We start from the raw sequence: 23383 nt of genomic DNA, 5'->3' as shown, positions 1-23383 counted from the left end.
TACAATTGTGGTTTGCCGTGTAGCTGGAGAGCGGGTGTGCGTCCCGACAAATCATTAACCCCTTTTGAAATTCGGTTGTATAAACATTACCGCGTGGTGCACGGGTGTCGCATCGCGCTGGCTTTCATATTGACGTTTGTACTGGTCCGTTTGCTGGATGTTCCGGAAGGGACGTGGCCGCTGATCACGCTGGTGGTGGTGATGGGGCCTATCTCGTTTTGGGGGAACGTGGTCCCGCGCGCCTTTGAACGAATTGGCGGGACCGTTCTTGGCTCTGCCCTGGGTCTTATTGCGCTGAAGCTGGAGCTCATCTCATTTCCGGTGATGCTGGCATGGTGCGGTGCCGCTATGTTCCTCTGCGGCTGGCTGGCGTTGGGCAAAAAGCCCTATCAGGCGCTGCTGATTGGTATTACTCTCGCGGTGGTTGTCGGGGCGCCCGCCGGGGATATGACCACGGCGCTGTGGCGAAGCGGGGATGTCATCCTGGGGTCACTGCTGGCCATGCTTTTTACCGGTATCTGGCCGCAGCGGGCTTTTCTGCACTGGCGTATTCAGATGGCTAACTACGTTACCGCCTTTAACCGCGTTTATCAGGCCGGTTTTTCCCCTAATCTGGTCGAGCGCCCGCGGCTGGAAAAGCACCTGCAAACCATCCTTAACGACGTGGTTAAAATGCGCGGCCTGATCACGCCCGCCAGCAAAGAAACCCGCATTCAAAAATCGATTTTCGAAGCTATCCAGACGGTAAGCCGCAACCTGGTCTGCATGCTTGAACTGCAAATCAACGCCCACTGGGCTTCGCGTCCCAGCCATCTTTTGATGCTTAATGCGCAGACCCTCAAAGAGACTCAGCAGATGACGCAGCAAACGCTGTTGACCATCGCTCATGCGCTTTATGAAGGCAACCCGCAGCCGATACTGGCCAACAGCGAGCGACTGAATGAGATCGTCGCGGAGCTGAAGCAGTTAATCAATGAACGCCAGAGCGATAACGTGGCTGAAACGCCTATTCATGGCTACGTCTGGCTGAGCATGGAACTGGCGCGGCAGCTTGAGCTGTTATCGCACCTTATTTGCCGGGCGCTGCGCAAATAAAAGGCGTATGTGACGGCTGCTGCTTCGATTCAGCAGCAATTGGGGTTATGATAGCTTTAAACGATATACTCATTGTCATTCGCAGCCGCTGTCAGTAAGGTTATTGTTACAACGGTTGCCTTAACGAATCCGAATCTCACATTATCAGGGGTGTAAAAATGGAAACTACCAAGCCTTCGTTCCAGGATGTTCTGGAATTCGTCCGCCTGTTCCGCCGCAAAAACAAACTGCAGCGTGAAATCCAGGACGTTGAGAAGAAGATCCGTGACAACCAGAAACGTGTTCTGCTGCTCGACAACCTGAGCGACTACATCAAGCCAGGCATGAGCGTTGAAGCTATCCAGGGCATCATCGCCAGCATGAAGAGCGACTATGAAGACCGCGTTGATGACTACATCATCAAAAACGCAGAGCTGTCCAAAGAGCGTCGCGACATCTCCAAGAAGCTGAAAGTGATGGGCGAAATCAAAAACGGCGAAGCAAAAAGCGAGTAATCGCAGCGAATCGTGAAAAAGGCTCTCTGGTGACAGAGAGCTTTTTTTATAACTCAGAACGCGGCTGCAGCTGATAAATCCAGGCCTGAACCTGCTTGCCTTCAGAGGTGGTCACGGTGACCTCAACCCGGTCATAGCCGTCTTCAAATTCATCCAGCATTTGCCAGTGTGCGGCAAGGTTATCAGAGATAAACAGATAGCCTTCGACGCGGGGACCATCAGGGCGGAGCACGATCCCCGGGAAGTCCGCCGCAGCGCCCCAGCCGCGTTCGTAAAACGTGCCGGATACGGAACCGGCCAGCCATTCGCCGCCGATGTTCTCAAGAATATGCGCATTAGAATGGCCCGGGCGCAGCGTGCCGTAGACAAACAGAGCGTTCATTTTCCCTCATCCGCAAAGCAAAAAGCCTGCTTTAAAAGCAGGCTTTTTAAATTTGGCTCCTCTGACTGGACTCGAACCAGTGACATACGGATTAACAGTCCGCCGTTCTACCGACTGAACTACAGAGGAATCGTTGTGGAGGCTTATCTTAGCGGCGAAAAAAGTTTTGTCAAACCTGATCTTAGGGAAAATCGACCGATTGCTGATTCTGTCGTCAGTTTGTTGTAAATCCACACATCTTTTTCTGGAAAATACTTTGCAGGATTAGCATTTGTCCCCCATCATTTGAAATGGAGTTTCAACTTTTCTCGCTAAGGTCCATTTTGAACGTCACTGCCTCCTTACACCAGGCGATAACGCGCACGCCATGGTATGCAAAACGTAAAAGCTATCGTGTCCTGTTCTGGCGTGAAATCACCCCTCTTGCTGTGCCTATCTTCCTGGAAAATACCTGCGTTCTGCTGATGGGGGTTCTGAGCACCTTTCTGGTGAGCTGGCTGGGTAAAGAGGCGATGGCTGGGGTTGGGCTGGCGGACAGCTTTAACATGGTGGTGATCTCGTTCTTTGCCGCCATAGACCTCGGGACGACGGTGGTGGTGGCCTTTAGCCTCGGCAAGCTGGATCCCAAACGTGCACGCGAGGCGGCCCGCCAGTCGCTGATGATCATGACCATTTTTTCGATCGTCCTGGCGGCGGTGATCCACTATTTTGGTAAAGAGATTATCGACTTTGTCGCCGGGGAGGCCACGAACGAGGTTAAAGACCTGGCGCTGACCTACCTGGAGATGACCGTCATAAGCTATCCGGCAGCGGCCATTGCCCTTATTGGCAGCGGCGCGCTGCGCGGGGCGGGCAACACCAAAATTCCGCTACTGATCAACGGCGGGATGAATATCCTCAATATCATTATCAGCAGCGTGCTGATCTACGGCGTGTTCTCGTGGGACGGACTGGGCTTCGTCGGTGCCGGACTGGGTTTAACCATTTCACGCTATATCGGTGCGGCAGCCATCATCGGGGTACTGATGGCGGGGATCACCCCCTCGCTGCGCCTCACGCTGAAAAGCTATTTCCGCCCCTTTAATTTCGCCATTATCTGGGAAGTGATGGGGATCGGTATTCCTGCGAGCATTGAATCTGTGCTGTTTAACGGCGGGAAATTGCTGACGCAGATGTTTGTCGCCGGGATGGGCACCGACGTGATCGCCGGTAACTTTATCGCTTTTTCCATCGCCTCGCTGATTAACCTGCCGGGTAACGCGCTGGGGTCGGCATCGACCATCATCACCGGTAAACGGCTCGGGAAAGGGCAGATAGGCCAGGCGGAGCGGCAGCTGCGGCATGTTTTCTGGCTGTCGACCATTGGACTGACGCTGATCGCTTGGGGAACTGCGCCCTTTGCCGGGCTGATGGCCTCGTTTTATACCCACGAAGACGACGTTAAAGAGGTCGTTAAGATCCTCATCTGGCTCAACGCGGCCTTTATGCCCATCTGGGCGGCCTCATGGGTATTGCCCGCCGGGCTGAAGGGGGCGCGCGACGCCCGCTTTGCGATGTGGGTTTCGATGCTCGGCATGTGGGGATGTCGCGTTGTGGCGGGGTATACGCTCGGGGTAATGCTCGGATGGGGAGTGGTCGGCGTCTGGCTGGGGATGTTCCTCGACTGGGCCGTACGTGGGGCGCTGTTCTACTGGCGGATGGTCAGCGGGCGCTGGCTGTGGAAATATCCGCGGAAAAATGCCTGACAATTGCGCGAAGTGGAGAATAATTCGGCAAACGATCGGAAATATGCATTCTGCCTTTGACATCCCGGGGGAGCATCGATAATATGCGCCCCGTTCACACGATTCCTCTGTAGTTCAGTCGGTAGAACGGCGGACTGTTAATCCGTATGTCACTGGTTCGAGTCCAGTCAGAGGAGCCAAATTTGAAAAGCCTGCTTTTGAAGCAGGCTTTTTGCTTTTCTGCGCAAGGTAAATGCAAAACGGCAACCAGGTTGCCGTTTTTAGTGTTAACTCCCTCTCCCGTGGGAGAGGGGTGGAGTGAGGGCACCAGACCGCACGAAATTACACGCGAACCGGTGCTGTCGCCTCTTCCAGCCACGAACGCGCATCGCCGTTCACCAGCGGTGACAGCGCCTCACGCACCTGCTGGTGATACGCATCCAGCCACTGCTTTTCCTGCTCGCTCAACAGTTCCAGCTCGACCTGGCTTAAATCAATAGGGATCAGCGTCAGAGATTCAAACCTGCAGAATCCCGGTCGGCTCTCCACAACCTCCACCTGGTTTTCAATACGAATACCGTGGCTATCGCCCAGATAGTAGCCCGGCTCGATAGTCATGATATTTCCCGCCACCAGCGGCCACGGGTTGACCTTTTTGGCGATGCGATGCGGGTTCTCATGGATCAGCAGCTGGTGCCCCACGCCGTGCCCCGTACCGTGATCGTAATCCAGCCCCATCTCCCACAGCGGGCGACGCGCAAACGCATCCAGCTGATGTCCCTGAGTCCCGGAAGGGAACTGCAGGGTAATCAGCGACAGGAAGCCTCTCAGCACGGCGGTGTAGTGCAGGCGCTGCTCCGGGGCGACTTTACCCCATGCCAGCGTGCGCGTGGCGTCAGTGGTGCCATTAGCGTACTGAACGCCGGAATCGTTCAGGTAAAAATGGTCATGGCCGATAGGCTTATTGCTGGCCTCGCTCGAATGATAGTGGCACATCGCCGCATTGCTCGAAGACGCGGAGATGGTCGCAAAACTCTGCTCGATAAACCCCGGCTGCTGTTTGCGGAACGCCAGCTGCTGCGCCTGGACTTCCAGCTCTGTTAGCGGATTTCCTGCCGCCTCGCGAAGCGGCACTTCGCGGCTCAGCCAGGCGAGGAAGTTGACCCACGCGGCACCGTCCTGGTAATGACAATCGCGATAGCCTGCCAGTTCTACCGGGTTTTTAGTGGCTTTCATCAGGGTGATGGGGTCGGTCCGCCAGACAATCTCCCCCCGTGGTTCAATGGCGAAGCGCAGGGCAACCGGCGCGGAATCGGCATCCACCATCACCCGTTTGCCTTCAGCAATCTGCTGGCAGCGTTCGAAAAAGGCCTTCTGTGGCGCAATGGTGAACGCACTGCGGACGTATTCAGGCAGGGCGCCGAGCTTGTTGTCGTTAACAAACCACTCAACGTGACCGTCACGTCCAAGAAGGGCAAAGGAGAGCGGTACCGGGCAGTATGGGATATCCGCGCCACGAACGTTTAACAGCCAGGCGATATTATCCGGCAGGGTAACGGCGAGATAATCGGCATGGTTTGCAGCCAGCACGGCGGCAACGCGCTGACGTTTGTCTTCGCTGCTTTCACCGCTTATCGCAACCGGCATTTCACGGATAAGCCCCGCCGGTGCGGCAGGGCGATCGGTCCATAAGGCGTCAAACGGTGACGCGTTCAGCGGCACGAGCGCGCACTGTGTGGCAGACAGCTGCGTAAACTCGGTATTCGTCATCAGCATTGGGTCAAAACCGATGCGAGTGCCCGCCTCGACGTTTGCCGTCAGCCAGTCTGCCAGCGGCTCGTTGTGCAGGTGGTGAATTTCAATCTCGTCCAGATTCACCTGAACGCGGGCCTGGACCTGATAGCGCCCGTCAACGAACAGCAGCGCTTTATCCTTCAGTACCAGCGCGACGCCGGCAGAGCCGTCAAAGCCCGTCAGCCAGGCCAGCTTTTCGTCGTACGGCGCGCAGTATTCGCTCTGCCATGCATCCGCGCGCGGGACGATCATCCCGTCGAGATGGCTGGCCTCAAGCCAGTGGCGCAGGGCAGAGAGCGGTGATGTGCTGGACATTGTTTTTCCTTATCGTTATTAGCGGAACGGCGGCTCGTTGAAGGTGCGCAGCTTGCGCGAATGCAGTCTGTCACCTTCCGCCCGAAGCAGGTCGATGGCGCGAATGCCGATTTGCAGATGCTCTGAGATAGCCCCTTCATAGAAACGGTTGGCCTGGCCGGGCAGCTTAATTTCGCCGTGCAGCGGCTTATCGGAAACGCACAGCAGCGTGCCGTACGGAACGCGGAAGCGATATCCCTGCGCGGCGATGGTGGCGCTCTCCATATCGATCGCCACCGCGCGGCTCAGGTTGAAGCGCAGCGCGGAGGCTGAGTAACGCAGCTCCCAGTTGCGATCATCCGTCGTGACGACCGTACCGGTGCGCAGGCGCTGTTTGACCTCTTCACCCGGCATGCCGCTCACCTCTTTGGTGGCGTCGTACAGCGCGCGCTGCACTTCGGCGATGCTCGGGATTGGGATATCCGGCGGCAGCACGGCATCAAGCACGTGATCATCACGCAGATAGGCGTGGGCCAGCACGTAGTCGCCAATCAGCTGGCTTTCACGCAGGCCGCCGCAGTGACCAATCATCAGCCACACGTCCGGGCGCAGTACCGCCAGATGGTCACAGATGGTTTTGGCGTTTGACGGGCCGACGCCGATGTTGATCAGCGTAATGCCCTGACCGTCGGCGGTGATAAGGTGCCAGGCGGGCATCTGGTGTTTTTTCCACGCCAGATCGGAGATAGCCTGCTCGGGCGCTTCGGTCTCCGCGGTGATCCAGATCCCACCCGCGCAGGAGAGCGCGATATACGGGCTTTCAGGGTCGAGGATCTGGCTGCAGCCCCATCGGACAAACTCATCAACGTAGCGGGTGTAGTTGGTAAAGAGCACGAACGGCTGGAAATGTTCGACTGGCGTACCGGTGTAGTGGCGCAGGCGCGCCAGGGAGAAATCGACCCGGCGGGCGTCAAAGTGCGACAGAGGAGAAAATTCGGCCGGGTGATAAATCCCGTCTGCCGTTTCATCGCCAATCTGCGAAAGCTCGGTGGTCGGGAAGTGGCGGGTCAGCCCCGCGCTCATGGAGCGGTCAAGAGTTAACGCCGAACCGTCAATCACGTACGGATAAGGGATCTCATGCTGCGAGGGCTCAACGGAAATGTGCGCGCCGTAATCCTGATACAACAGCGTAAGCTGTTCTTCAAGATACGGGCGGAACAGCGCAGGGCGGGTGACGGTGGTGCTGTAGCAGCCGGAGTGGGTAAAGCGCGCGTAGGCGCGGGTTTTGGGATTACTGCTGGCGCTGCCGTCCCAGGTCACAGAGAGCGATGGATAAACAAAAAGGCCCTCGGTTCTGGCCTTTTGGTCGGGGAGTTTCCCTGTTTCGATATATTCGCTAATGGCGCTGCGCAGCGCGTTGACGGACTGTTCATACAGCGCGTCGAGTTTTTCCAGCGCCTGAGCCGGGGTCAGGCTGGAGCCCTTATTATTCATCTCTGTCTCCTTGTTCCACAGGTGTGCGACTCTACCCGATAGTATGTCACACGCCTGTGAAACAAAAGTGAGATCAGCGGTGGCTCGTCTCTTTCATCAGCAGCGCCGTTGCCGCCGACAGCAGGCAACCGGCCAGAAGATAAATCGCCACGCTGTGCCAGTTGCCGCCGGAGAAGGTCACCAGCGCAGCGGCAATAAACGGCGTAAACCCGCCGCCAACCACGCTTGCGACCTGGTAGCCCACGCCCGCGCCGCTGTAGCGGTAGCTGGCGCCGAACAGCTCGGTAAACATCGGCTGCTGCACGCAGACCACCATATCGTGAGCGATGTTAGCGAGCATGATGGCAAAGAAAACAATCCAGAAAACAGACTGCGCCTCCAGCGCCATAAAGAACGGCCAGGCGCTGAGGGTTCCAATCAGCGCGCCGGTGATGTAAACGCGACGGCGACCAAACCGGTCAGCCAGCCAGGCGAAGCAGGGGATAGTCAGGCAGCTGATCCCGCCGACCAGCAGGCCAATATTCAGGAACAGTTCACGGGGCAGGCCGAGATTCTGCGTCGAGTAGTTCAGGGCAAAGGCGGTGACGATATACATCGTCAGCAGCTCGCACAGGCGCAGGGCGATAATTTTCAGAAAAGCGCCAGGGTGCCGGACAAGGGCTTCCATGACAGGAAGTCTTCTGTTAGCGGCCGGTTTTTCCTGCTGCTTTTCGAACTCTGCCGACTCCTCCATTCCGTTACGGATCCAAAGCGCGGCAATGACCAGCACGATGCTGAAGATGAACGGAATGCGCCAGCCCCAGCTCAGGAACTGCTCGTCGGTGGTGAGCTGGCTGATTAACGACACCAGCCCTGTGGAAAGCAACAGCCCTACGCCGTACCCGACCTGCACGCCGCTGCTGTAAAACGCTTTCTTATTTTTTGGCGCGCTCTCAACGGATAGCAGCGCCGCGCCGCCCCATTCGCCGCCAACGGCAAAGCCCTGAATGGCGCGTAATGTCACCAGCAGCACCGGTGCCCACCAGCCAATGGCGGAAAACGAAGGGAGAATGCCAATCAGCGCGGTGGCGATCCCCATCATCCAGACGGTGAGCATCAGCATGCGCTTGCGGCCGAGACGGTCGCCGAAGTGGCCGAAGATCACACCCCCCAGCGGACGAAACAGAAAGCCAACGCCGAAGGTGGCAAACGCGGCGAGCGTGCCCATCGCAGGGCTGACCTGGGGGAAGAATTCGCGGTTAAACACCAGCGCGGCGGTAATGCCGTAAAGCAGAAAATCATACCAGTCGACGACGGCACCCGCGAAGCTGCCGAGTGCGGCGCGGCGGGCACGATTGAGCGAAGGGGTCTCCTCGTTGGGACGATCGGAGATGAGGGTGGAGTCCATAGTTGTCCTGTCCGTACTAATTTTTAATTATTGGTATAAGAAAAGGTCACTCACATTGCGCCGTCATATAAACGGAACCTATGAGACTACCGCGACAAAACGCCCGAGAAAACGTTTTTATCTTTCCTGAAGGTGCTGAATAAATAAATTTCATCTTCGCCTGCAGCGAGATAATTGTGTCTTCTGGCTCCGTTACAGGCTGAATGGTTTACAGTAATAGTGACCGCCGCGTGAGTTAAGCTGAGGGAATAATGATGCAACGCACCTTTTCGGCATTCTGGATGATTCTGTTTTTATTCGTCGCACCGCTTCATGCGGAGCCCAACGTCTATGGTGAACAGCGTATCAGCGGCTGGTGGAACGCGCTGACGGACGATATTTCGCAAACCTGGGAGCAGCCTCAACGTTACGATCTGTACCTGCCGTTTCTGAGCTGGCACGCTCGCTTTATGTACGACAAAGAAAAAACCGATAAGTACAACGAAATGCCGTGGGGCGGTGGCCTGGGCGTTTCCCGCTATAACGAAGAGGGCAACTGGAGCGCGCTTTTCGCGATGATGTTCAAGGACTCGCACAACGAATGGCAGCCCGCGATGGGCTATGGCTGGGAGAAGGGCTGGTATCTGGATAATGCCAAAGATTTCCGCCTTGGGCTCGGTGCTGCAGCGGGCATCACGGCGCGAGATGATTTTGCAAACTATGTACCGCTACCGTTCATTTTCCCGCTGTTCTCTGCCGGCTACAAGCGCGTTACCGTCCAGTTCACCTATATTCCTGGAACCTATAACAACGGCAACGTGCTTTTTGCCTGGCTGCGCTTAGGCTTTTAAAGGGTGATCACCTTTTTTGCCACGGCGTTAGACAATACCAGCATGGAAAAGAGAACAGAGGTGACGAACGTAAGCACAATTAGCGCCAGCTTCATTCCGAGAGAGGTCACCGGTATCAGCGCCGTCAGCAGATGAAACACCGAGTAGTGCACAATATACACGCCGGTCATCGTTTTGCTGATGGCGGCAAGAATGGACTCCTTGAATTCAGCATTGCGGCGAAAGCGCACGCCGTTCGCCGCAATCACCAGGGCAATAATCAGGATGTAGATCTGCGAGCCGGTGAGAATAAAGGCGTTTCTGTCGGCCTTAAACAGGGCAAAAAAGAAGTGGCGCTCGTAAAACCAGGTGAAAAGATAGATAAACGGGATGGCGATAACCGCCGCCCTGACTACATTTTTGCGGCTTATCCACTCGGCGATTTTAGGGTCGCAGAAAAGTTGCCCCGTCAGATAAAACAGCAGCCACGTCCACAGCCGATACTGCGGTGAAAGAGAAAGGACGTGCGTTTCAGGATAAAGCGCCGATAACAGATCGTATCCGTAGGAAAAGAACAGCAGGGCAGCAATCGCGCCGCAGAACAGCGATCTCCGCTGGCTAAGCCACTCCACCACCGGGTGGAAGGTGTAAATCACGACAAAGGCGAACACGAACCAGGGCTGGATTAAATACCCGCGCTGATAAGGCTCCCACAGGTAGTAGATCGTTATCCAGAACAGAAAAACAATCACCAGACTTTTAATTTTACCCAGCTGCCAGCGCGTGCCGTGCCGGGATTGTCCGTCGAGATAGCCCGACACCACAAAAAACAGCGGCGTGGCGATGGTCGAGATAAAGGTTAAAAACCCCAGGATCCAGTGATAGTCATAATCATAATGATCCCAGGTGTTGTAGATGGTAAAGAAGGTCACCGCCGTCATACAGCCCAGCGTCTTGATAATGTTCAGCCCTGTCGCATTCATTGTTGTTTGGCTTCGTCCTTACGATGGAAACACGCGTAGATCACGGGGAGTACCAGCAGCGTCAGGATTGTAGCAAACCCCAGTCCAAACATAATCACAACGGCCATGCTCTGGAAGAAAACATCCAGCAGTAGCGGAGCCAGGCCAAGTACGGTAGTGAACGCGGTGAGCAGGATAGGGCGCAGGCGCGAGGTGGCGGCATAAACGATCGCGCTGTGCTGATCCTTTTGCATTTTCTGCTGTTCAATCTCTTCCACCAGCACGATGCCGTTGCGGATGAGCATTCCGCTCAGGCTCAGCAGACCTATCAGCGCCATAAAGCCAAAGGGAATGCCGGTAATTAAAAATCCTGGCGTGACGCCAATCAGCGCAAGCGGTACGGTCAGCCAGATTGCGACGGCTTTTTTTACAGAGCTGAACATCAGCACCGTAATGACAAACATCACCAGATACCCGAGGGGCAGCGTTGTGAATAGTCCTTGCTGCGCTTCGCTGGAGTTTTCCGCATCGCCTCCCCACTCGATGCTGTAGCCGTGTGGCAGGGTAAGGGCATCCACTTGCGGCTTGACGCGGGCGAGAATATCGCCGGAGGTTTGCTGGCTAAGCGGGTCCGGGTCCGTCTGAACCGTCAGTACCCGCGAGCGGTCGCGTCGAAGGATGAGCGGATCTTCCCACTCCAGCGAGAAGCTGCTGACGACGTTACTCAGCGGGATATACTGCTGCCGCGCCTGGCTCCACACCAGCACGTTGTTCAGGTGGCTGGCATCCAGCCTTTCACTTTCCGGGGGCCTCACCACCACGGGCAGCAGGTCGCTGCCTTCCCGATACAACCCCGCCCGGCTGCCGGAGAAATTCATTTCCAGCGCGTTGTCGACGTCCTGCTTATCCACGCCAAGCTCGCGTCCCAGCGCGGCGACGTACTGCGGACGGATCACTTTGCTGCGGTTTTGCCAGTCGTTTCGGACGCTGCCCGTGGCCGGGTCGCGCGCCAGAATATCGTCCACCTGGCTGGCAATCAGGCGCAGCCTGTCAGGATCCGGGCCTTTAATACGCACTTCAATGGCGCTGTCGCCGGAGGGGCCAAACATCACCCGTTTGGTGCTGGCGTTGACCTGCGGATAGTTTCGCGCGATGTACTCATCCACGTAGCGCGTCAGAGCGGCGATGTTGCGCTGGTCATCCATGCGCACCATGATCTGCGCGTAGTTGCTGTACTGCCGCTGTCCGCTGTAGGTCAGAATAAAGCGCATGCTCCCCTGACCGATGGTAGAGACGGTGGTTTCCACGCCGGGCTGGCCCGTGATGGTTTTCTCAATATCGCCGGTCATTTTCTCGGTCCATTTGATATCGGTCCCGTAGGGTAACCACAGGTCGACAAAGAAAATCGGCGTATTGGACGACGGGAAAAAGTTTTGCCGCACCGCGCCAAACCCCCAGACAGACGCGGCCAGCAGGGCGGCCATCACTACCAGCGTCGGTGCCTTATGGTGCAGCAGCGTGTTAAGCAGGCGCTGGTAGAGGCGGTAGAGACGTTTGTCGTAAGGATCTGACTCGTCGGCGTTGTCCGGCGCGCTGTCGTTTTTAAACAACCACCACTTAATCAGCACCGGGGTGAGGGTGAGCGCCGAGAACCAGCTCAGCATCAGGGAAATCAGCAGCACCTGGAAAAGAGATTTACAGTATTCCCCGGTGGAATCCTGCGACAGCCCGATAGGCGCAAACGCCAGGATGGCGATCACCGTCGCCCCCAGCAGCGGCAGGGCGGAGCGGCGGATAATATTATTAACGGCGGTTAACAGCGGTGAGCCCTGCTGCCGGGCAATCAACACCCCTTCGACAATCACGATGGCGTTATCCACCAGCATGCTGAGGGCGATAATCAGCGCCCCGAGCGAGATCCGCTGCAGCTCAATGCCACACAGATACATAATCAGCAGCGTACCCAGCACGTTAAGGGCCAGAGAAACCGCGATGATTATCCCGCTGCGCACCCCCATAAAGATCAACAGCACGCCGATGACGATCGCCAGCGCCATCAGGAAGTTAATAATAAAACCGTTAACAGAGTGGCCCACTTCGGCTGCCTGATCGTAAAACAGGTCTATCTGTATGCCTGCCGGTTTTTCCGCCGACATCTGGTTTAGCTTCGCCTCCAGCGCGTGGCCCACGTCGATCACATTCACGCCGGGAATAAACGAGACGCCCATGGTGACGGCTTTTTTACCGTTGGCATGGTAGATACTGGCCGGCGATTCGTTTAGCCCGCGCGACAGCGTGGCGATGTCCCGCAGACGCGTCGCCGCCCCGGTGCCGGAAGGCGTGATGATGAGATCCGCCAGTTCATCAAGATTCTCGAATTCACCGGTCGGGTGCAGACGAATGGATTCGCTGCCGGAGGTGATTTCTCCGGCGCTGGAAACGACGTTAAGTCTGCTGAGCAGAGCGGAAAGCTGGTTCAGCGTAATGCCGCGCGCGGCCATTTTGGTCAGAGAGATATCGATGTTGACCTGCTGGCTAATGGCCCCGCCGATGGCGACCTTCGCAACCCCGGGAACCAGAATTAACTCGCGGCGCAGCTGTTCCGCATATCTCACCAGTTCAGGATTACTGAATTCATCCCCGGAAATGGCGAAGAAGAAGCCGAATACGTCGCCGAAATCGTCATTTACAAAGGGCGTGACGACGCCGGGCGGGAACTGACGCGAGGCATCGCCCACGCGGCGGCGCAGTTCATCCCAAATCTGCGGCAGTTCGTTCGAGTGATAGCGTGACGCGATGTTAACGGTGATTTGCGACAGACCGTTTGAAGAGATAGAGCTCACGTTGTCCAGATAAGGCAGCTGCTGAAGGGCATTCTCCAGCGGAAGCGTCACCTCTTCTTCAACCTGCTGAGCGGATGCGCCGGGGTAGTGGGTGACCACCACTGCGGTTTTGATGGTAAAAGCGGGGTCTTCCAGCCTGCCGATATTTAACAGGGCGAAAATACCCCCGATGCCCAGCAGCAGAATCGTTAGCCAGACGCGTACGGGGTTATTTATAAATTGACGAGAAATATCCATTACAGTCCCCGTTCACGCGTCCAGATACGCACCGGCTGGTTAGCATGGAGTTCCCCAACGCCTGCGGCAACCACGCGTTCGCCCGCTTTAAGTCCGCTGACGATCGTTACGCCTTCGCTACTCACTTGACCTACGCTGACCTTGCGGTCTTCAAGATGGAGCGCGTCGCCTTCTCCTGCCACGACCCAGACGTGCGGCTCATTGCGCGGGCTGTTGTCTGGATTAAAGACGGCCTCAACCGGTACGACCAGCGCCTGAGCGCCTGCGCCAGCAGGGAGGTTGGTTAAATTGATGGTCACAGTACCGCTTACGCCACCGACGGCGGGAAAATCATCTGGTCGCGGCATGGTCAGTATCACCTGCCAGGTCAGGGTATTGCTGTCGCTGCTGCCCGAGTGCTCTTTGTAGACGGCGGTAAATTCCCGATCCGGAATGGCGTTAATTCTCACCACGGGGCGATACTGCGCGTTGCGAATATCAAAGGTCTTAAACAGGTTCTCAGGAATACTAAACACAACGTCCAGCAGGTCGGTGCGGGTTAACGTCGCGATGGGCTGACCGGCTGACACCACCTGATGGTTTCGGACATGTACGCTGGCCACCGTCCCGCTGAAGGGGGCGACGAGCGTCATCTGATTCAGCTCTTCTCGGGCAATTTGTAGCGCCGCATTCGCCGAATCGCGGTTCGCGCGCTGCACGTCCATTTCTGCTTTCGAAATCGCCTGGCGGCCCGCCAGCGTCTGGAAGCGATCGAATTGCCTCTGGGCCAGCGTCGCCGCCGTTTGTCTGTCATTAACCCGTTGCTGGGCTTCACGGGCATTCAATCTTGCAAGCTGTTGACCCTGCTTGATGACTGCGCCCTGACGCACATCGAGCGCTTCAATTTGGCCTGCGCGCTTGAAGGAAAGGTCTGTGGCATCGCCCGATTCAATGCGGGCGGGGAAAACGCGCTGCTGGGCGTGACCGGGAACCGTCACCTCCGCCACTTTTACCATCCTGGGCAGGGGGGATGCTTGCTTGGGTTTCGGGTCGCACGCCGTGAGCGTTAACAAAACGAACGGTAAAAGAGAGAGGTAGCGGTTCACTGTATTCCCCTAATAAATAACTGTTTTATTTATTCCATAACCTGGACAGGGGTGACACTATTCAGCCAGAACAGTGACGACCATATAGGTAAATAAACCAATCGCCGTGCTGGCGATAATAGCAAGCGCGATAAACATACCCAGGCGGATCAGGCTTAAACCATACATAAATTCCTCCATGAGCCGGAAGCGGTGGCTGACTATGAGCATAGTCTGCGAAAAGATAAATGTTAAATAACCATTATCAGTGGGCAAGCGCTAAACCTGATATTCCTGTGCTACGTTTAATATCATCCATCTCTTTTTACCGTAACTGGCATTAAGGGCAACCCCCTGCATTTAATGCGTTTTTTTGCTTCATTCACTCTCGTGTTGGTTATAAAAAGGATGCTCGATATGTATAAAAACATTCTCGTTCCGGTGGATGTCTACGAGACAAGCCTGGCGGATAAAGCGTTGCAGCATGCACAGTTTCTGGCGCAAAGCGCATCGGGTGACATTCATTTACTGCACGTCATGCCCAAATTTTCAGCCGAACTGACGCGCGGTTTTATTTCAGATGCGCGCAAGATGGATGAATATATGATTAATAATTCGAAAGAAAAACTGTCTGACCTGGTCAAAAAATTGAATCTGCCGGAAGATCGTGTTCATCTCCATGTTCGTAGCGGAAATGTTCGTGATGAGGTTATTAAGCTGGCGGATGAACTTGCTGCTGGCGCGATTATTGTCGGCTCTCGAAATCCCAATATTCAAACCCATTTGTTAGGTTCGGAGGCGGCAAGTATTGTCCGTTACGCCCATGTTCCTGTTTTCGTTATTCGTTAATTACATGAAAGCAAGGTGATTTCTGAATAGAACCTGAGGAAGGAACGATGAAAACAGGAAAACCTGAACGTCCGTATTATCAACAAACCGTTGACGAAACCCTGTCGAATATCCACTCCACTCTGGAAGGACTTAGCGGCACTGAGGCATCAGCCCGACTTCAGCAGCATGGTGAGAATGCGTTGCCGCAAAAAAAGGGCAAACCCGCCTGGCTGCGCTTCCTGGCGCATTTTAACGATGTATTAATTTACGTTCTGCTGGTGGCCGCGTTGCTTAAGCTCTTCATGGGCCACTGGGTAGACATGTTTGTGATCCTTGGGGTTGCCATCATTAACGCGCTGATTGGCCATATCCAGGAGAGCAATGCTGAAAAATCGTTGCAGAGCATTCGCAATATGCTCTCCAGCGAAGCCGTGGTGGTACGACAGGGGAATCATGAAACGATCCCCACCACGGCGCTGGTGCCGGGAGATATCGTGGTGATCCGTGCCGGGGATCGTATCCCTGCGGACCTGCGCGTGATTGAAGCGCATAACCTTCGCGTGGAGGAGGCCATCCTGACCGGCGAATCCACCGTTGTTGAGAAAAACAGCGATGCGTTAAGCGGGGAACTGCCGTTAGGTGACCGGTATAATCTGCTCTACTCAGGCACCACCGTTAGCTCCGGCGGCGGTAAAGGCGTGGTGGTGGCAACCGGGGGCGAGACCGAGCTTGGCCACATCAATCAGATGATGTCCGACATTGAAAAGCACCGCACGCCGCTGATGGTGCAGATGGATAAGCTCGGTAAAACCATCTTTATTACTATCCTGGTGATGATGGTGGCGCTGTTTGTCTTTAGCCTCCTGTTCCGGGATATGCCGGTTTCTGAACTGGTGCTGTCGCTTATCAGCCTCGCCGTTGCCGCCGTGCCGGAAGGCCTGCCGGCCATCATTTCCATCATCCTTTCGCTTGGCGTACAGGCCATGGCGCGACGCAAGGCCATCATTCGCAAGCTGCCTACGGTGGAAACGCTGGGTGCGATGACGGTCATCTGCTCGGATAAAACCGGCACCCTGACGATGAATGAAATGACGGTCAAAGCGGTGATTACCGCTGACACGACCTATCGCGTGGAGGGCGACAGCTACGAACCGGTGGGGAATATTCACCCCGTAGATGACCCGACGCCCGTCAGCGTGACGCAGGGTTCCCTGCTGGAACGCTACCTGCGTACAATCGACCTTTGCAATGACAGCCAGCTGATCAAAGACGAGCAGGGGCTGTGGAAAATCACCGGCGGTCCGACCGAGGGCGCGCTGAAGGTGCTGGCGGCGAAAATTCCGCTTCCACCGCTTGATACCGAAATGCGCAGTAAAATCCCGTTTGATTCGCAGTATAAATACATGTCCACCCTGTACCGGCTGGGCGAAGAAGAGGCGATTTTAATCACCGGCGCGCCGGACGTCCTGTTCCGCCTCTGCCAGTACCAGCAGACGAATGACGGACTGCAGCCTTTCGATCAGCCTTACTGGGAAGGAAAGATTGAAGAGTATGCCCGGGAAGGGTTGCGTATGGTAGCTGCGGCCTGGAAACCTGCCCGCGAGGGGCAGCGCGAGCTGGATCACCCGGACCTCCATGATGGCGTGATCCTGCTGGGTATTGCAGGAATGATGGATCCGCCGCGTCCGGAGGCCATTACCGCGATTGCCGACTGTCTGCAGGCCGGGATCCGCGTGAAAATGATCACCGGCGACCACCCGCAAACGGCCATGAGCATCGGGCAAATGTTGGGGATTGGTAACGCCGCAAGCGCTATCACCGGACGCGAGCTGGAGGCAATGGACGATCGTCAGCTGAGCGACGCCGCGCAACAGTACGATATTTTCGCCCGAACCAGCCCGGAGGATAAATTCCGCCTCGTGCAGGCCCTGCAAAGTAAACAGGAAGTGGTGGGCATGACCGGGGATGGCGTAAATGATGCCCCGGCGCTCAAGCGGGCGGATGTGGGTATCGCCATGGGGATTAAGGGGACGGAAGTCACCAAGGAAGCCGCCGACATGGTGTTAACGGATGACAACTTTGCCACCATTGCCAGTGCGGTGCACGAGGGTCGTCGGGTTTACGATAACCTGAAAAAAACGATTCTGTTCGTTATCCCGAGCAACATTGCGCAGGCCCTGCTGATCATCATCGCGCTGCTGGCGGGAAACCTGATCCCGCTGACCCCGGTCCTGATCCTGTGGATGAACATGGCGACGTCGGCAACGCTGTCGTTTGGCCTGGCGTTTGAAGCGGGTGAGAAGGACATCATGAACCGCCCACCGCGTAAGGCGAATCTGCATGTGATGGATGGCTATGCCATCTGGCGCGTGGTGTTTGTCGGTCTGATGATTGCCATTAGCGCCTTCGTGCTGGAAGCGTGGCTACAGCCGCGCGGCTATTCGGCGGAATTTATCCGCACCGTGCTGCTGCAAACCCTGGTGACTGCGCAGTGGTTCTACATGCTTAACTGCCGCGTTAATGATGGCTTCTCGCTGAGCAAAGGCCTGCTGGCGAATAAAGGGATTTGGATCGTGAGCGGCGTACTGCTGGCGCTACAGCTTCTTATCATTTACGCACCGTTCATGCAGATGCTGTTTGGCACCGAAGCGCTGCCGTTCCGCTACTGGGTCATCACCTTGCTGATTGGTTTTGTGATGTTCCTTATTGTCGAGGCGGAGAAAGTGCTGACGCGCAGGTGGCGCAAAACCGAAGCGTAATAGCGTAAACTGAGAAAGCCTGCCTGAGCCCGGGCTTTCTCTTTTTTGAGCACAGGAAATTATGATGCGACTTACCTGGTTCGTCCTTGCGCTGTGTGCCGCTATACCCGGTGCGTTTGCCGTAACCTATACCCTACCGCCGGAAGGCAGTCGTCTGGTGGGAACCCCGATTATCATCACCGTTCCTGAAGGTAACACGCTGCCTCTGGAAGCCTTTGCCGCGCAGTACGGGCAGGGGCTGAGCAATCTGCTGGAAGCGAACCCGGGCGTAGATCCTTTTTTGCCTAAATCCGGCACCCGGCTGACGATCCCTCAGCAGCTGATTTTGCCCGACACCGTCCGCGAGGGCATTATCGTGAATGCCGCGGAAATGCGTCTCTACTATTATCCGCCAGGCGGCAATACCGTTGAAGTACTGCCCATCGGTATCGGTCAGGCCGGACGCGAAACTCCGCGTAACTGGGTGACGGCCGTTGAGCGTAAGCAGGAGGGGCCAACCTGGTCTCCGACGCCGAACACGCGTCGTGCCTATGCGGCAGAAGGGAAAACGCTTCCGGCATTCGTACCCGCCGGGCCGGATAACCCGATGGGCCTGTATGCGATTTATATTGGCAGGCTGTATGCCATTCACGGCACAAACTCGAATTTCGGCATCGGGCTGCGGGTGAGCCAGGGCTGTATCCGTCTGCGCAATAACGACATCAAATACCTTTTCGATAACGTTCCCGTAGGAACCCGCGTGCAGCTTATCGACAGGCCGGTTAAAGTCACCACCGAGCCGGACGGCAGCCGCTGGGTGGAAGTTCACGAGCCATTATCACGCAACCGCGCGGAATTTGAATCGACCCGGAAAGTGCCGCTGCCCATCTCCGCCGCGCAGCGGACGCAGCTGATAAACGAGGGGGCAGGAGCCGAACTGGAACGGCGGTCCGGGATGCCGGTGAAGCTTGGCATGTAAAGGCATAGTGCGGGGACACACGAGTCCCGTAGGGCGGGTAAGGCGAAGCCGCCACCCGACAATTTTACCCGACGCGGGAAAGCAAAAAGCCTGCTTCAAAAGCAGGCTTTTCAAATTTGGCTCCTCTGACTGGACTCGAACCAGTGACATACGGATTAACAGTCCGCCGTTCTACCGACTGAACTACAGAGGAATCGTGTGAACGGGGCGCATATTATCGACCTGCGTTCGCCTTGTCAAAGGGTGGATCTACGCCTTTTGATCGTTTGCTGACAAAATCGGCAAAGTGATGTTTTTGGCAGCGGAGTGCACCGTCATGGTGCGGGTATACCCCTAATGGGGCAGATCATAAACTGCTGTTTCGGTAATAAAACCCCCCTCCATGATTAGGTTTCCTTATTTTCAGGCGCTTAGCGCCCAATTCAGACCGCCTGGTAAAAGTGGCATTCATATTGCAAAACCTGTTCAACAACGACAGCCGGTTCCGGCACAGCATTTCGAACAGGGGGCAAAATGAACTTAAGACGACTGAAATACTTCGTAAAAATCGTCGATATCGGCAGCCTGACTCAAGCGGCAGAAGTGCTGCATATCGCGCAGCCTGCGCTGAGCCAGCAGGTGGCTACTCTGGAAGGCGAGATGGATCAGCAGCTACTGATTCGTACCAAACGCGGCGTTACGCCAACGGAAGCAGGCAAAATCCTCTATACCCACGCGCGCACCATTCTTCGCCAGTGTGAACAGGCGCAGCTGGCGGTGAACAACGTAGGCCAGACGCTGAGCGGGCACGTTTCTATCGGCCTGGCGCCGGGAACGGCCGCGTCCTCTATTACCATGCCGCTGCTGCAGGCCGTCCGCGCCGAGCTGCCTGAAGTTCTGGTCTATCTGCACGAAAACAGCGGTTCCGTACTGAATGAAAAACTGCTCAACGGCCAGCTGGATATGGCGGTTCTTTACGATCGCTCCCCGGTCGCCGGGATCACCAGCCAGCCGCTGCTGAAAGAAGATCTCTACCTCGTGGGCACCCGCGACTGTCCGGGTCAGAGCGTAGACCTTACCGCCGTGGCAGAGATGAACCTCTATCTGCCGCGCGACTACAGCGCCGTGCGCGTGCGCGTGGACGAAGCGTTCTCCCTGCGCCGCCTGACGGCCAAAATCATCGGTGAAATTGACTCAATCTCCACGCTCACCGCGGCCATTGCCAGCGGGATGGGGGTGACCGTGCTGCCGGAATCCGCAGCCCGCTCGCTGTGCAGCGCGGCAAACGGCTGGATGGCGCGGATCACCACGCCTTCCATGAGCCTGCCGCTGTCGCTGAACATGTCTGCTCGCGGTTCGCTGTCGCCGCAGGCGCAGGCGGTAAAAGAAATTTTGATGTCGCTGGTCAGCAAGCCGTCGCTTGAGAACCGTGAACTCCAGCTCGTGAGCTGATATTCCATAAAAGCATAAGATGCTGGTTTTTATTATTTGTTCTGCAGCGCGGCAGACTCTAACAATAGAGCTATGTCAGATGCGCCGGAGTGAATCGTGAATTTCCAGCAACTTAAAATCATCCGTGAGGCGGCCAGGCGGGACTACAACCTGACCGAGGTCGCCAATATGCTTTATACCTCTCAGTCCGGCGTCAGCCGCCATATCCGCGAGCTGGAAGAGGAACTGGGCATAGAGATCTTTATCCGTCGCGGCAAGCGACTGCTCGGCATGACGGAGCCGGGTAAGGCTTTGCTCACCATCGCAGAGCGGATCCTCAACGAGGCCAGCAACGTGCGTCGTCTGGCGGATCTCTTCACCAATGACGCTTCGGGCGTGCTCACCATCGCCACCACCCACACCCAGGCGCGCTACAGCCTGCCGCCGGTGATCAAAGTGTTCCGCGAACTTTTCCCTGACGTCCGTCTGGAGCTTATCCAGGGCACGCCGCAGGAAATTGAAGTGCTGCTGCAAAACGGTGGGGCGGATATCGGCATTGCCAGCGAACGCCTGAGCAACGACCCGCTGCTGGTGGCGTTCCCCTGGTTCCGCTGGTACCACAGCTTATTACTCCCGGTCGATCATCCGCTCAATCAGGTCTCTCCCCTGACGCTGGAAGACGTTGCGAAATGGCCGCTCATTACCTACCGCCAGGGGATCACCGGACGCTCGCGTATTGATGAAGCCTTCAACCGTAAAGGATTAACGCCGGACATCGTGCTGAGCGCGCAGGATTCTGACGTGATCAAAACCTACGTCGAGCTGGGGCTGGGCATTGGGCTGGTGGCGGAACAGTCCAGCGGAGAACGCGAAGACGGTAACCTGGTGCGTCTTGACACGCGTCATCTGTTTGACGCCAACACCGTATGGCTTGGCCTGAAGCGCGGACAGCTGCAGCGCAACTATGTGTGGCGCTTTATCGAGCTGTGCAATGCCGGGCTGTCGGTGGATGAGATTAAACGTCAGGTCATGGAGCCGGAAGAAGTGGCGATTGATTATCAGATATAGCTGCTGGCTTGCCCGGCAGCGCTGCGCTGACCGAATCAGAGGGCAGGGATGTCGTCACTTGTTGTAAGTAGTGGGGATATGCTGCTGCATCAACTCAACGATCCAGTCAATAAAAACACGCAGTCTGGCGTTGACATGGCGGTTCGGCGGAAATGCCAGATACAGGGGCATTGGCTTAATACGCCAGTCTTCAAATAGCGGAATTAAAGAGCCAGCAGTCTGATGCGCTGCCGCCATATAGACCGGCAGCGCAATCACGCCCAATCCCGCTAGCCCAGCTTCGAGGTAAGCATAGCCATCATCCACGGCAAGTACATAGTTGCCCGTGATTTCAATATGTTCACTCTCACCGTGCAGTACCAGAGGATCAATCTTACCGGTGCGTGAGGATAAGAATCCCACTATGCGATGGTCGGTATTTTCCAGCTCTCGCGGGTGCGCAGGGGCGCCGAGGCGTTCCACATAGCTCGGTGCGACGTAAATACCGATTTGCAAATCACCGACATGGCGTGCGATCAGGGACTGGTCGTTGATTTCGCCGCCCCGCACGACACAATCCACGTTGTCGCCGATCAGATCCACCACCCGGTCACTCACGCCCATGTCGAACTGGATTTCAGGGTAGCGTGCGTGAAAAGCCGGTAGCGCGGGCACCAGCACCAGGCGTGCGAGAGGAGTCGGCACATCTACCCGCAGGCGTCCCCTGGGCGTCATCGTCGCACTGGACAGGCTGTTTTCAGCATCTTCCATGTCCGCCAGCAGGCGGATGACGCGCTCGTAGTAGACCGCGCCATCAGGAGTAACGCCGAGCCTGCGGGTGGTGCGATGGAGCAATTTGACGCGCAGGCGCGCTTCGAGCTGCTGAATGAGCTGCGTCACTGTAGTTTTGCTCATATGAAGCGTTTGGGCAGCCTTTGTGAAGCTACCTGCCTCCACCACGCGAGCAAAGGCGCGCATCGCGTCGAAACGATCCATCCCTTGTCCTCTCTTTTCACCGATTGTTTGGATATTACAAACAATGATGGACAAAGTCGCTTGTTTATCTGCCCGAACCTGCACCTGTAAAGTGTCTTTATGTTCAACGGGCTGATTTCGCCCTATTTCAAAGGTACAAACATGACAACACGCGAAGCTGTTTTTCCCCTCGGACGCCAGGCGCTCTATGAGCGCAATCGGTATTCACCGGCCATCAAATCCAACGGTTTCCTGTTTGTTTCGGGGCAGGTGGGTAGCCGCGAGGATGGTTCGCCTGAGCCCGATCTGAAAGCGCAGGTCAGGCTGGCCTTCGATAATCTTATTGCTGTCCTCGCGGCTGCGGGCTGCACGTTCGATGACGTGGTTGACGTGACCCTCTTTGTCGTCGATCCCGAGTCAAACCTCGACGCAATCTGGAGTATCCTGCCAGAATATTGGGGGGAAGCGCCTTACCCTACGCTGACCGGGGTCGGCGTGACGTGGCTGTTCGGGTTCCAGTTTGAAATTAAGGTGATTGCCAGGCTGCCCTGAGTATTACTGGTCTTTCCGCCAGTCGAAAATAAGACAGAGGAAAAATGATGAGAGCAGCGGTTTATTGCCCGGAGGCGCTGCGCTTACCGTGCCCCAGGGTCCCCTGGGCCGGGTAAGGCGAAGCCGCCACCCGACAAATTTCCGGACGCAGAAAAGCAAAAAGCCTGCTTCAAAAGCAGGCTTTTCAAATTTGGCTCCTCTGACTGGACTCGAACCAGTGACATACGGATTAACAGTCCGCCGTTCTACCGACTGAACTACAGAGGAATCGT

General features: G+C 56.2%; 18 protein-coding genes and 4 tRNA genes. 11 read left to right on the top strand and 11 right to left on the bottom strand.

All coding sequences use genetic code 11. The annotated features are described in order from the left end of the window. The first annotated feature begins 36 nt into the window (after positions 1-36). Positions 37-1095 carry an FUSC family protein gene (locus AB3N39_RS13375; protein WP_111966145.1) on the top strand — a complete coding sequence of 353 codons (1059 nt, stop codon included), beginning with the start codon at positions 37-39 and terminating at the stop codon, positions 1093-1095. A 158-nt stretch (positions 1096-1253) separates the two neighbouring features. Then, positions 1254-1589, top strand: coding sequence for a DUF496 family protein (locus tag AB3N39_RS13370; RefSeq protein WP_008499467.1), 336 nt, complete (start codon positions 1254-1256; stop codon positions 1587-1589). Positions 1590-1635: 46 nt separating this feature from the next. Here the strand turns inward: AB3N39_RS13370 and AB3N39_RS13365 are convergent, their stop codons facing one another. Beyond that, complete coding sequence (locus tag AB3N39_RS13365; protein ID WP_367896786.1) at positions 1636-1971, bottom strand: gamma-glutamylcyclotransferase family protein; 336 nt, start codon at positions 1969-1971, stop codon at positions 1636-1638. A gap of 53 nt (positions 1972-2024) precedes the next feature. Continuing rightward, positions 2025-2100: transfer RNA gene (locus AB3N39_RS13360), tRNA-Asn, on the bottom strand. A gap of 161 nt (positions 2101-2261) precedes the next feature. On the opposite strand from AB3N39_RS13360, the gene emmdR reads away from it, so the two are divergent. Beyond that, positions 2262-3716 carry a multidrug efflux MATE transporter EmmdR gene (gene emmdR / locus AB3N39_RS13355; protein ID WP_367896785.1) on the top strand — a complete coding sequence of 485 codons (1455 nt, stop codon included), beginning with the start codon at positions 2262-2264 and terminating at the stop codon, positions 3714-3716. A 103-nt stretch (positions 3717-3819) separates the two neighbouring features. Continuing rightward, positions 3820-3895 (top strand) — tRNA-Asn (locus AB3N39_RS13350). A 142-nt stretch (positions 3896-4037) separates the two neighbouring features. Here the strand turns inward: AB3N39_RS13350 and AB3N39_RS13345 are convergent. From AB3N39_RS13345 to shiA, 3 genes are all read right to left on the bottom strand, one after another. Further along, positions 4038-5804: an aminopeptidase P family protein gene (locus tag AB3N39_RS13345; RefSeq protein ID WP_367896784.1), complete on the bottom strand. Its 1767-nt coding sequence runs from the start codon at positions 5802-5804 to the stop codon at positions 4038-4040. Positions 5805-5822: 18 nt separating this feature from the next. Beyond that, positions 5823-7277, bottom strand: coding sequence for an AMP nucleosidase (locus tag AB3N39_RS13340; RefSeq protein ID WP_111966061.1), 1455 nt, complete (start codon positions 7275-7277; stop codon positions 5823-5825). Between the two features lie 73 nt (positions 7278-7350). After that, positions 7351-8664, bottom strand: a complete 1314-nt coding sequence (gene shiA / locus AB3N39_RS13335) for a shikimate transporter (protein ID WP_111966060.1) — start codon at positions 8662-8664, stop codon at positions 7351-7353. A 254-nt stretch (positions 8665-8918) separates the two neighbouring features. Here shiA and pagP point away from each other — a divergent pair, with 254 nt between their 5' ends. Further along, the gene (gene pagP / locus AB3N39_RS13330) at positions 8919-9494 is read left to right on the top strand and encodes a lipid IV(A) palmitoyltransferase PagP (RefSeq protein ID WP_045403108.1); all 576 of its coding nucleotides are present in this window, start codon (positions 8919-8921) and stop codon (positions 9492-9494) included. Here pagP and AB3N39_RS13325 read toward each other — a convergent pair. The 3 genes from AB3N39_RS13325 to AB3N39_RS13315 are packed head-to-tail and all read right to left on the bottom strand — an operon-like array spanning position 9491 to position 14600. After that, a complete protein-coding gene (locus AB3N39_RS13325; RefSeq protein ID WP_136195830.1) occupies positions 9491-10456 on the bottom strand; it encodes an acyltransferase in 966 nt (321 codons plus the stop codon). The two genes, pagP and AB3N39_RS13325, sit on opposite strands and share 4 nt — an antisense overlap. Further along, positions 10453-13515: an efflux RND transporter permease subunit gene (locus AB3N39_RS13320; protein WP_367896783.1), complete on the bottom strand. Its 3063-nt coding sequence runs from the start codon at positions 13513-13515 to the stop codon at positions 10453-10455. The genes AB3N39_RS13325 and AB3N39_RS13320 overlap by 4 nt, the downstream gene beginning before the upstream one ends. After that, complete coding sequence (locus AB3N39_RS13315; RefSeq protein WP_172621916.1) at positions 13515-14600, bottom strand: efflux RND transporter periplasmic adaptor subunit; 1086 nt, start codon at positions 14598-14600, stop codon at positions 13515-13517. The genes AB3N39_RS13320 and AB3N39_RS13315 overlap by 1 nt, the downstream gene beginning before the upstream one ends. A 396-nt stretch (positions 14601-14996) precedes the next feature. Between AB3N39_RS13315 and AB3N39_RS13310 the strand changes: the two genes are divergently transcribed. The 3 genes from AB3N39_RS13310 (at position 14997) to ldtA (ending at position 19127) form a co-directional block, all read left to right on the top strand. Next, positions 14997-15428 (top strand): universal stress protein, encoded by a 432-nt coding sequence (locus AB3N39_RS13310; RefSeq protein WP_111966056.1) that lies wholly within the window; start codon positions 14997-14999, stop codon positions 15426-15428. 47 nt (positions 15429-15475) lie between these two features. Then, positions 15476-18169, top strand: coding sequence for a cation-transporting P-type ATPase (locus AB3N39_RS13305; RefSeq protein ID WP_133294747.1), 2694 nt, complete (start codon positions 15476-15478; stop codon positions 18167-18169). 61 nt (positions 18170-18230) lie between these two features. Continuing rightward, entirely contained in the window at positions 18231-19127 is an 897-nt protein-coding gene (gene ldtA, locus AB3N39_RS13300) for a L,D-transpeptidase (RefSeq protein WP_115875759.1), read from the top strand. A gap of 117 nt (positions 19128-19244) precedes the next feature. On the opposite strand, the gene AB3N39_RS13295 is transcribed toward ldtA, so the two are convergent. Beyond that, positions 19245-19320 (bottom strand) — tRNA-Asn (locus AB3N39_RS13295). Between the two features lie 320 nt (positions 19321-19640). On the opposite strand from AB3N39_RS13295, the gene nac reads away from it, so the two are divergent. Beyond that, positions 19641-20558: a nitrogen assimilation transcriptional regulator NAC gene (gene nac / locus AB3N39_RS13290; protein ID WP_111966053.1), complete on the top strand. Its 918-nt coding sequence runs from the start codon at positions 19641-19643 to the stop codon at positions 20556-20558. Between the two features lie 96 nt (positions 20559-20654). Continuing rightward, positions 20655-21605 carry an HTH-type transcriptional regulator Cbl gene (gene cbl / locus AB3N39_RS13285; protein WP_136195826.1) on the top strand — a complete coding sequence of 317 codons (951 nt, stop codon included), beginning with the start codon at positions 20655-20657 and terminating at the stop codon, positions 21603-21605. Between the two features lie 54 nt (positions 21606-21659). On the opposite strand, the gene AB3N39_RS13280 is transcribed toward cbl, so the two are convergent. After that, a complete protein-coding gene (locus tag AB3N39_RS13280; RefSeq protein ID WP_136195825.1) occupies positions 21660-22580 on the bottom strand; it encodes a LysR family transcriptional regulator in 921 nt (306 codons plus the stop codon). A gap of 141 nt (positions 22581-22721) precedes the next feature. Between AB3N39_RS13280 and AB3N39_RS13275 the strand changes: the two genes are divergently transcribed. Then, the gene (locus tag AB3N39_RS13275) at positions 22722-23111 is read left to right on the top strand and encodes a RidA family protein (RefSeq protein ID WP_367896782.1); all 390 of its coding nucleotides are present in this window, start codon (positions 22722-22724) and stop codon (positions 23109-23111) included. Between the two features lie 191 nt (positions 23112-23302). On the opposite strand, the gene AB3N39_RS13270 is transcribed toward AB3N39_RS13275, so the two are convergent. After that, positions 23303-23378, bottom strand: a tRNA-Asn gene (locus tag AB3N39_RS13270). Positions 23379-23383: the final 5 nt, after the last annotated feature.

The sequence above is a fragment of the Enterobacter vonholyi genome, from assembly GCF_040834095.1.
In the GTDB taxonomy this organism is placed as follows: Bacteria; Pseudomonadota; Gammaproteobacteria; order Enterobacterales; family Enterobacteriaceae; genus Enterobacter; species Enterobacter vonholyi.
This window is presented reverse-complemented; position numbering and strand designations above follow the sequence as displayed.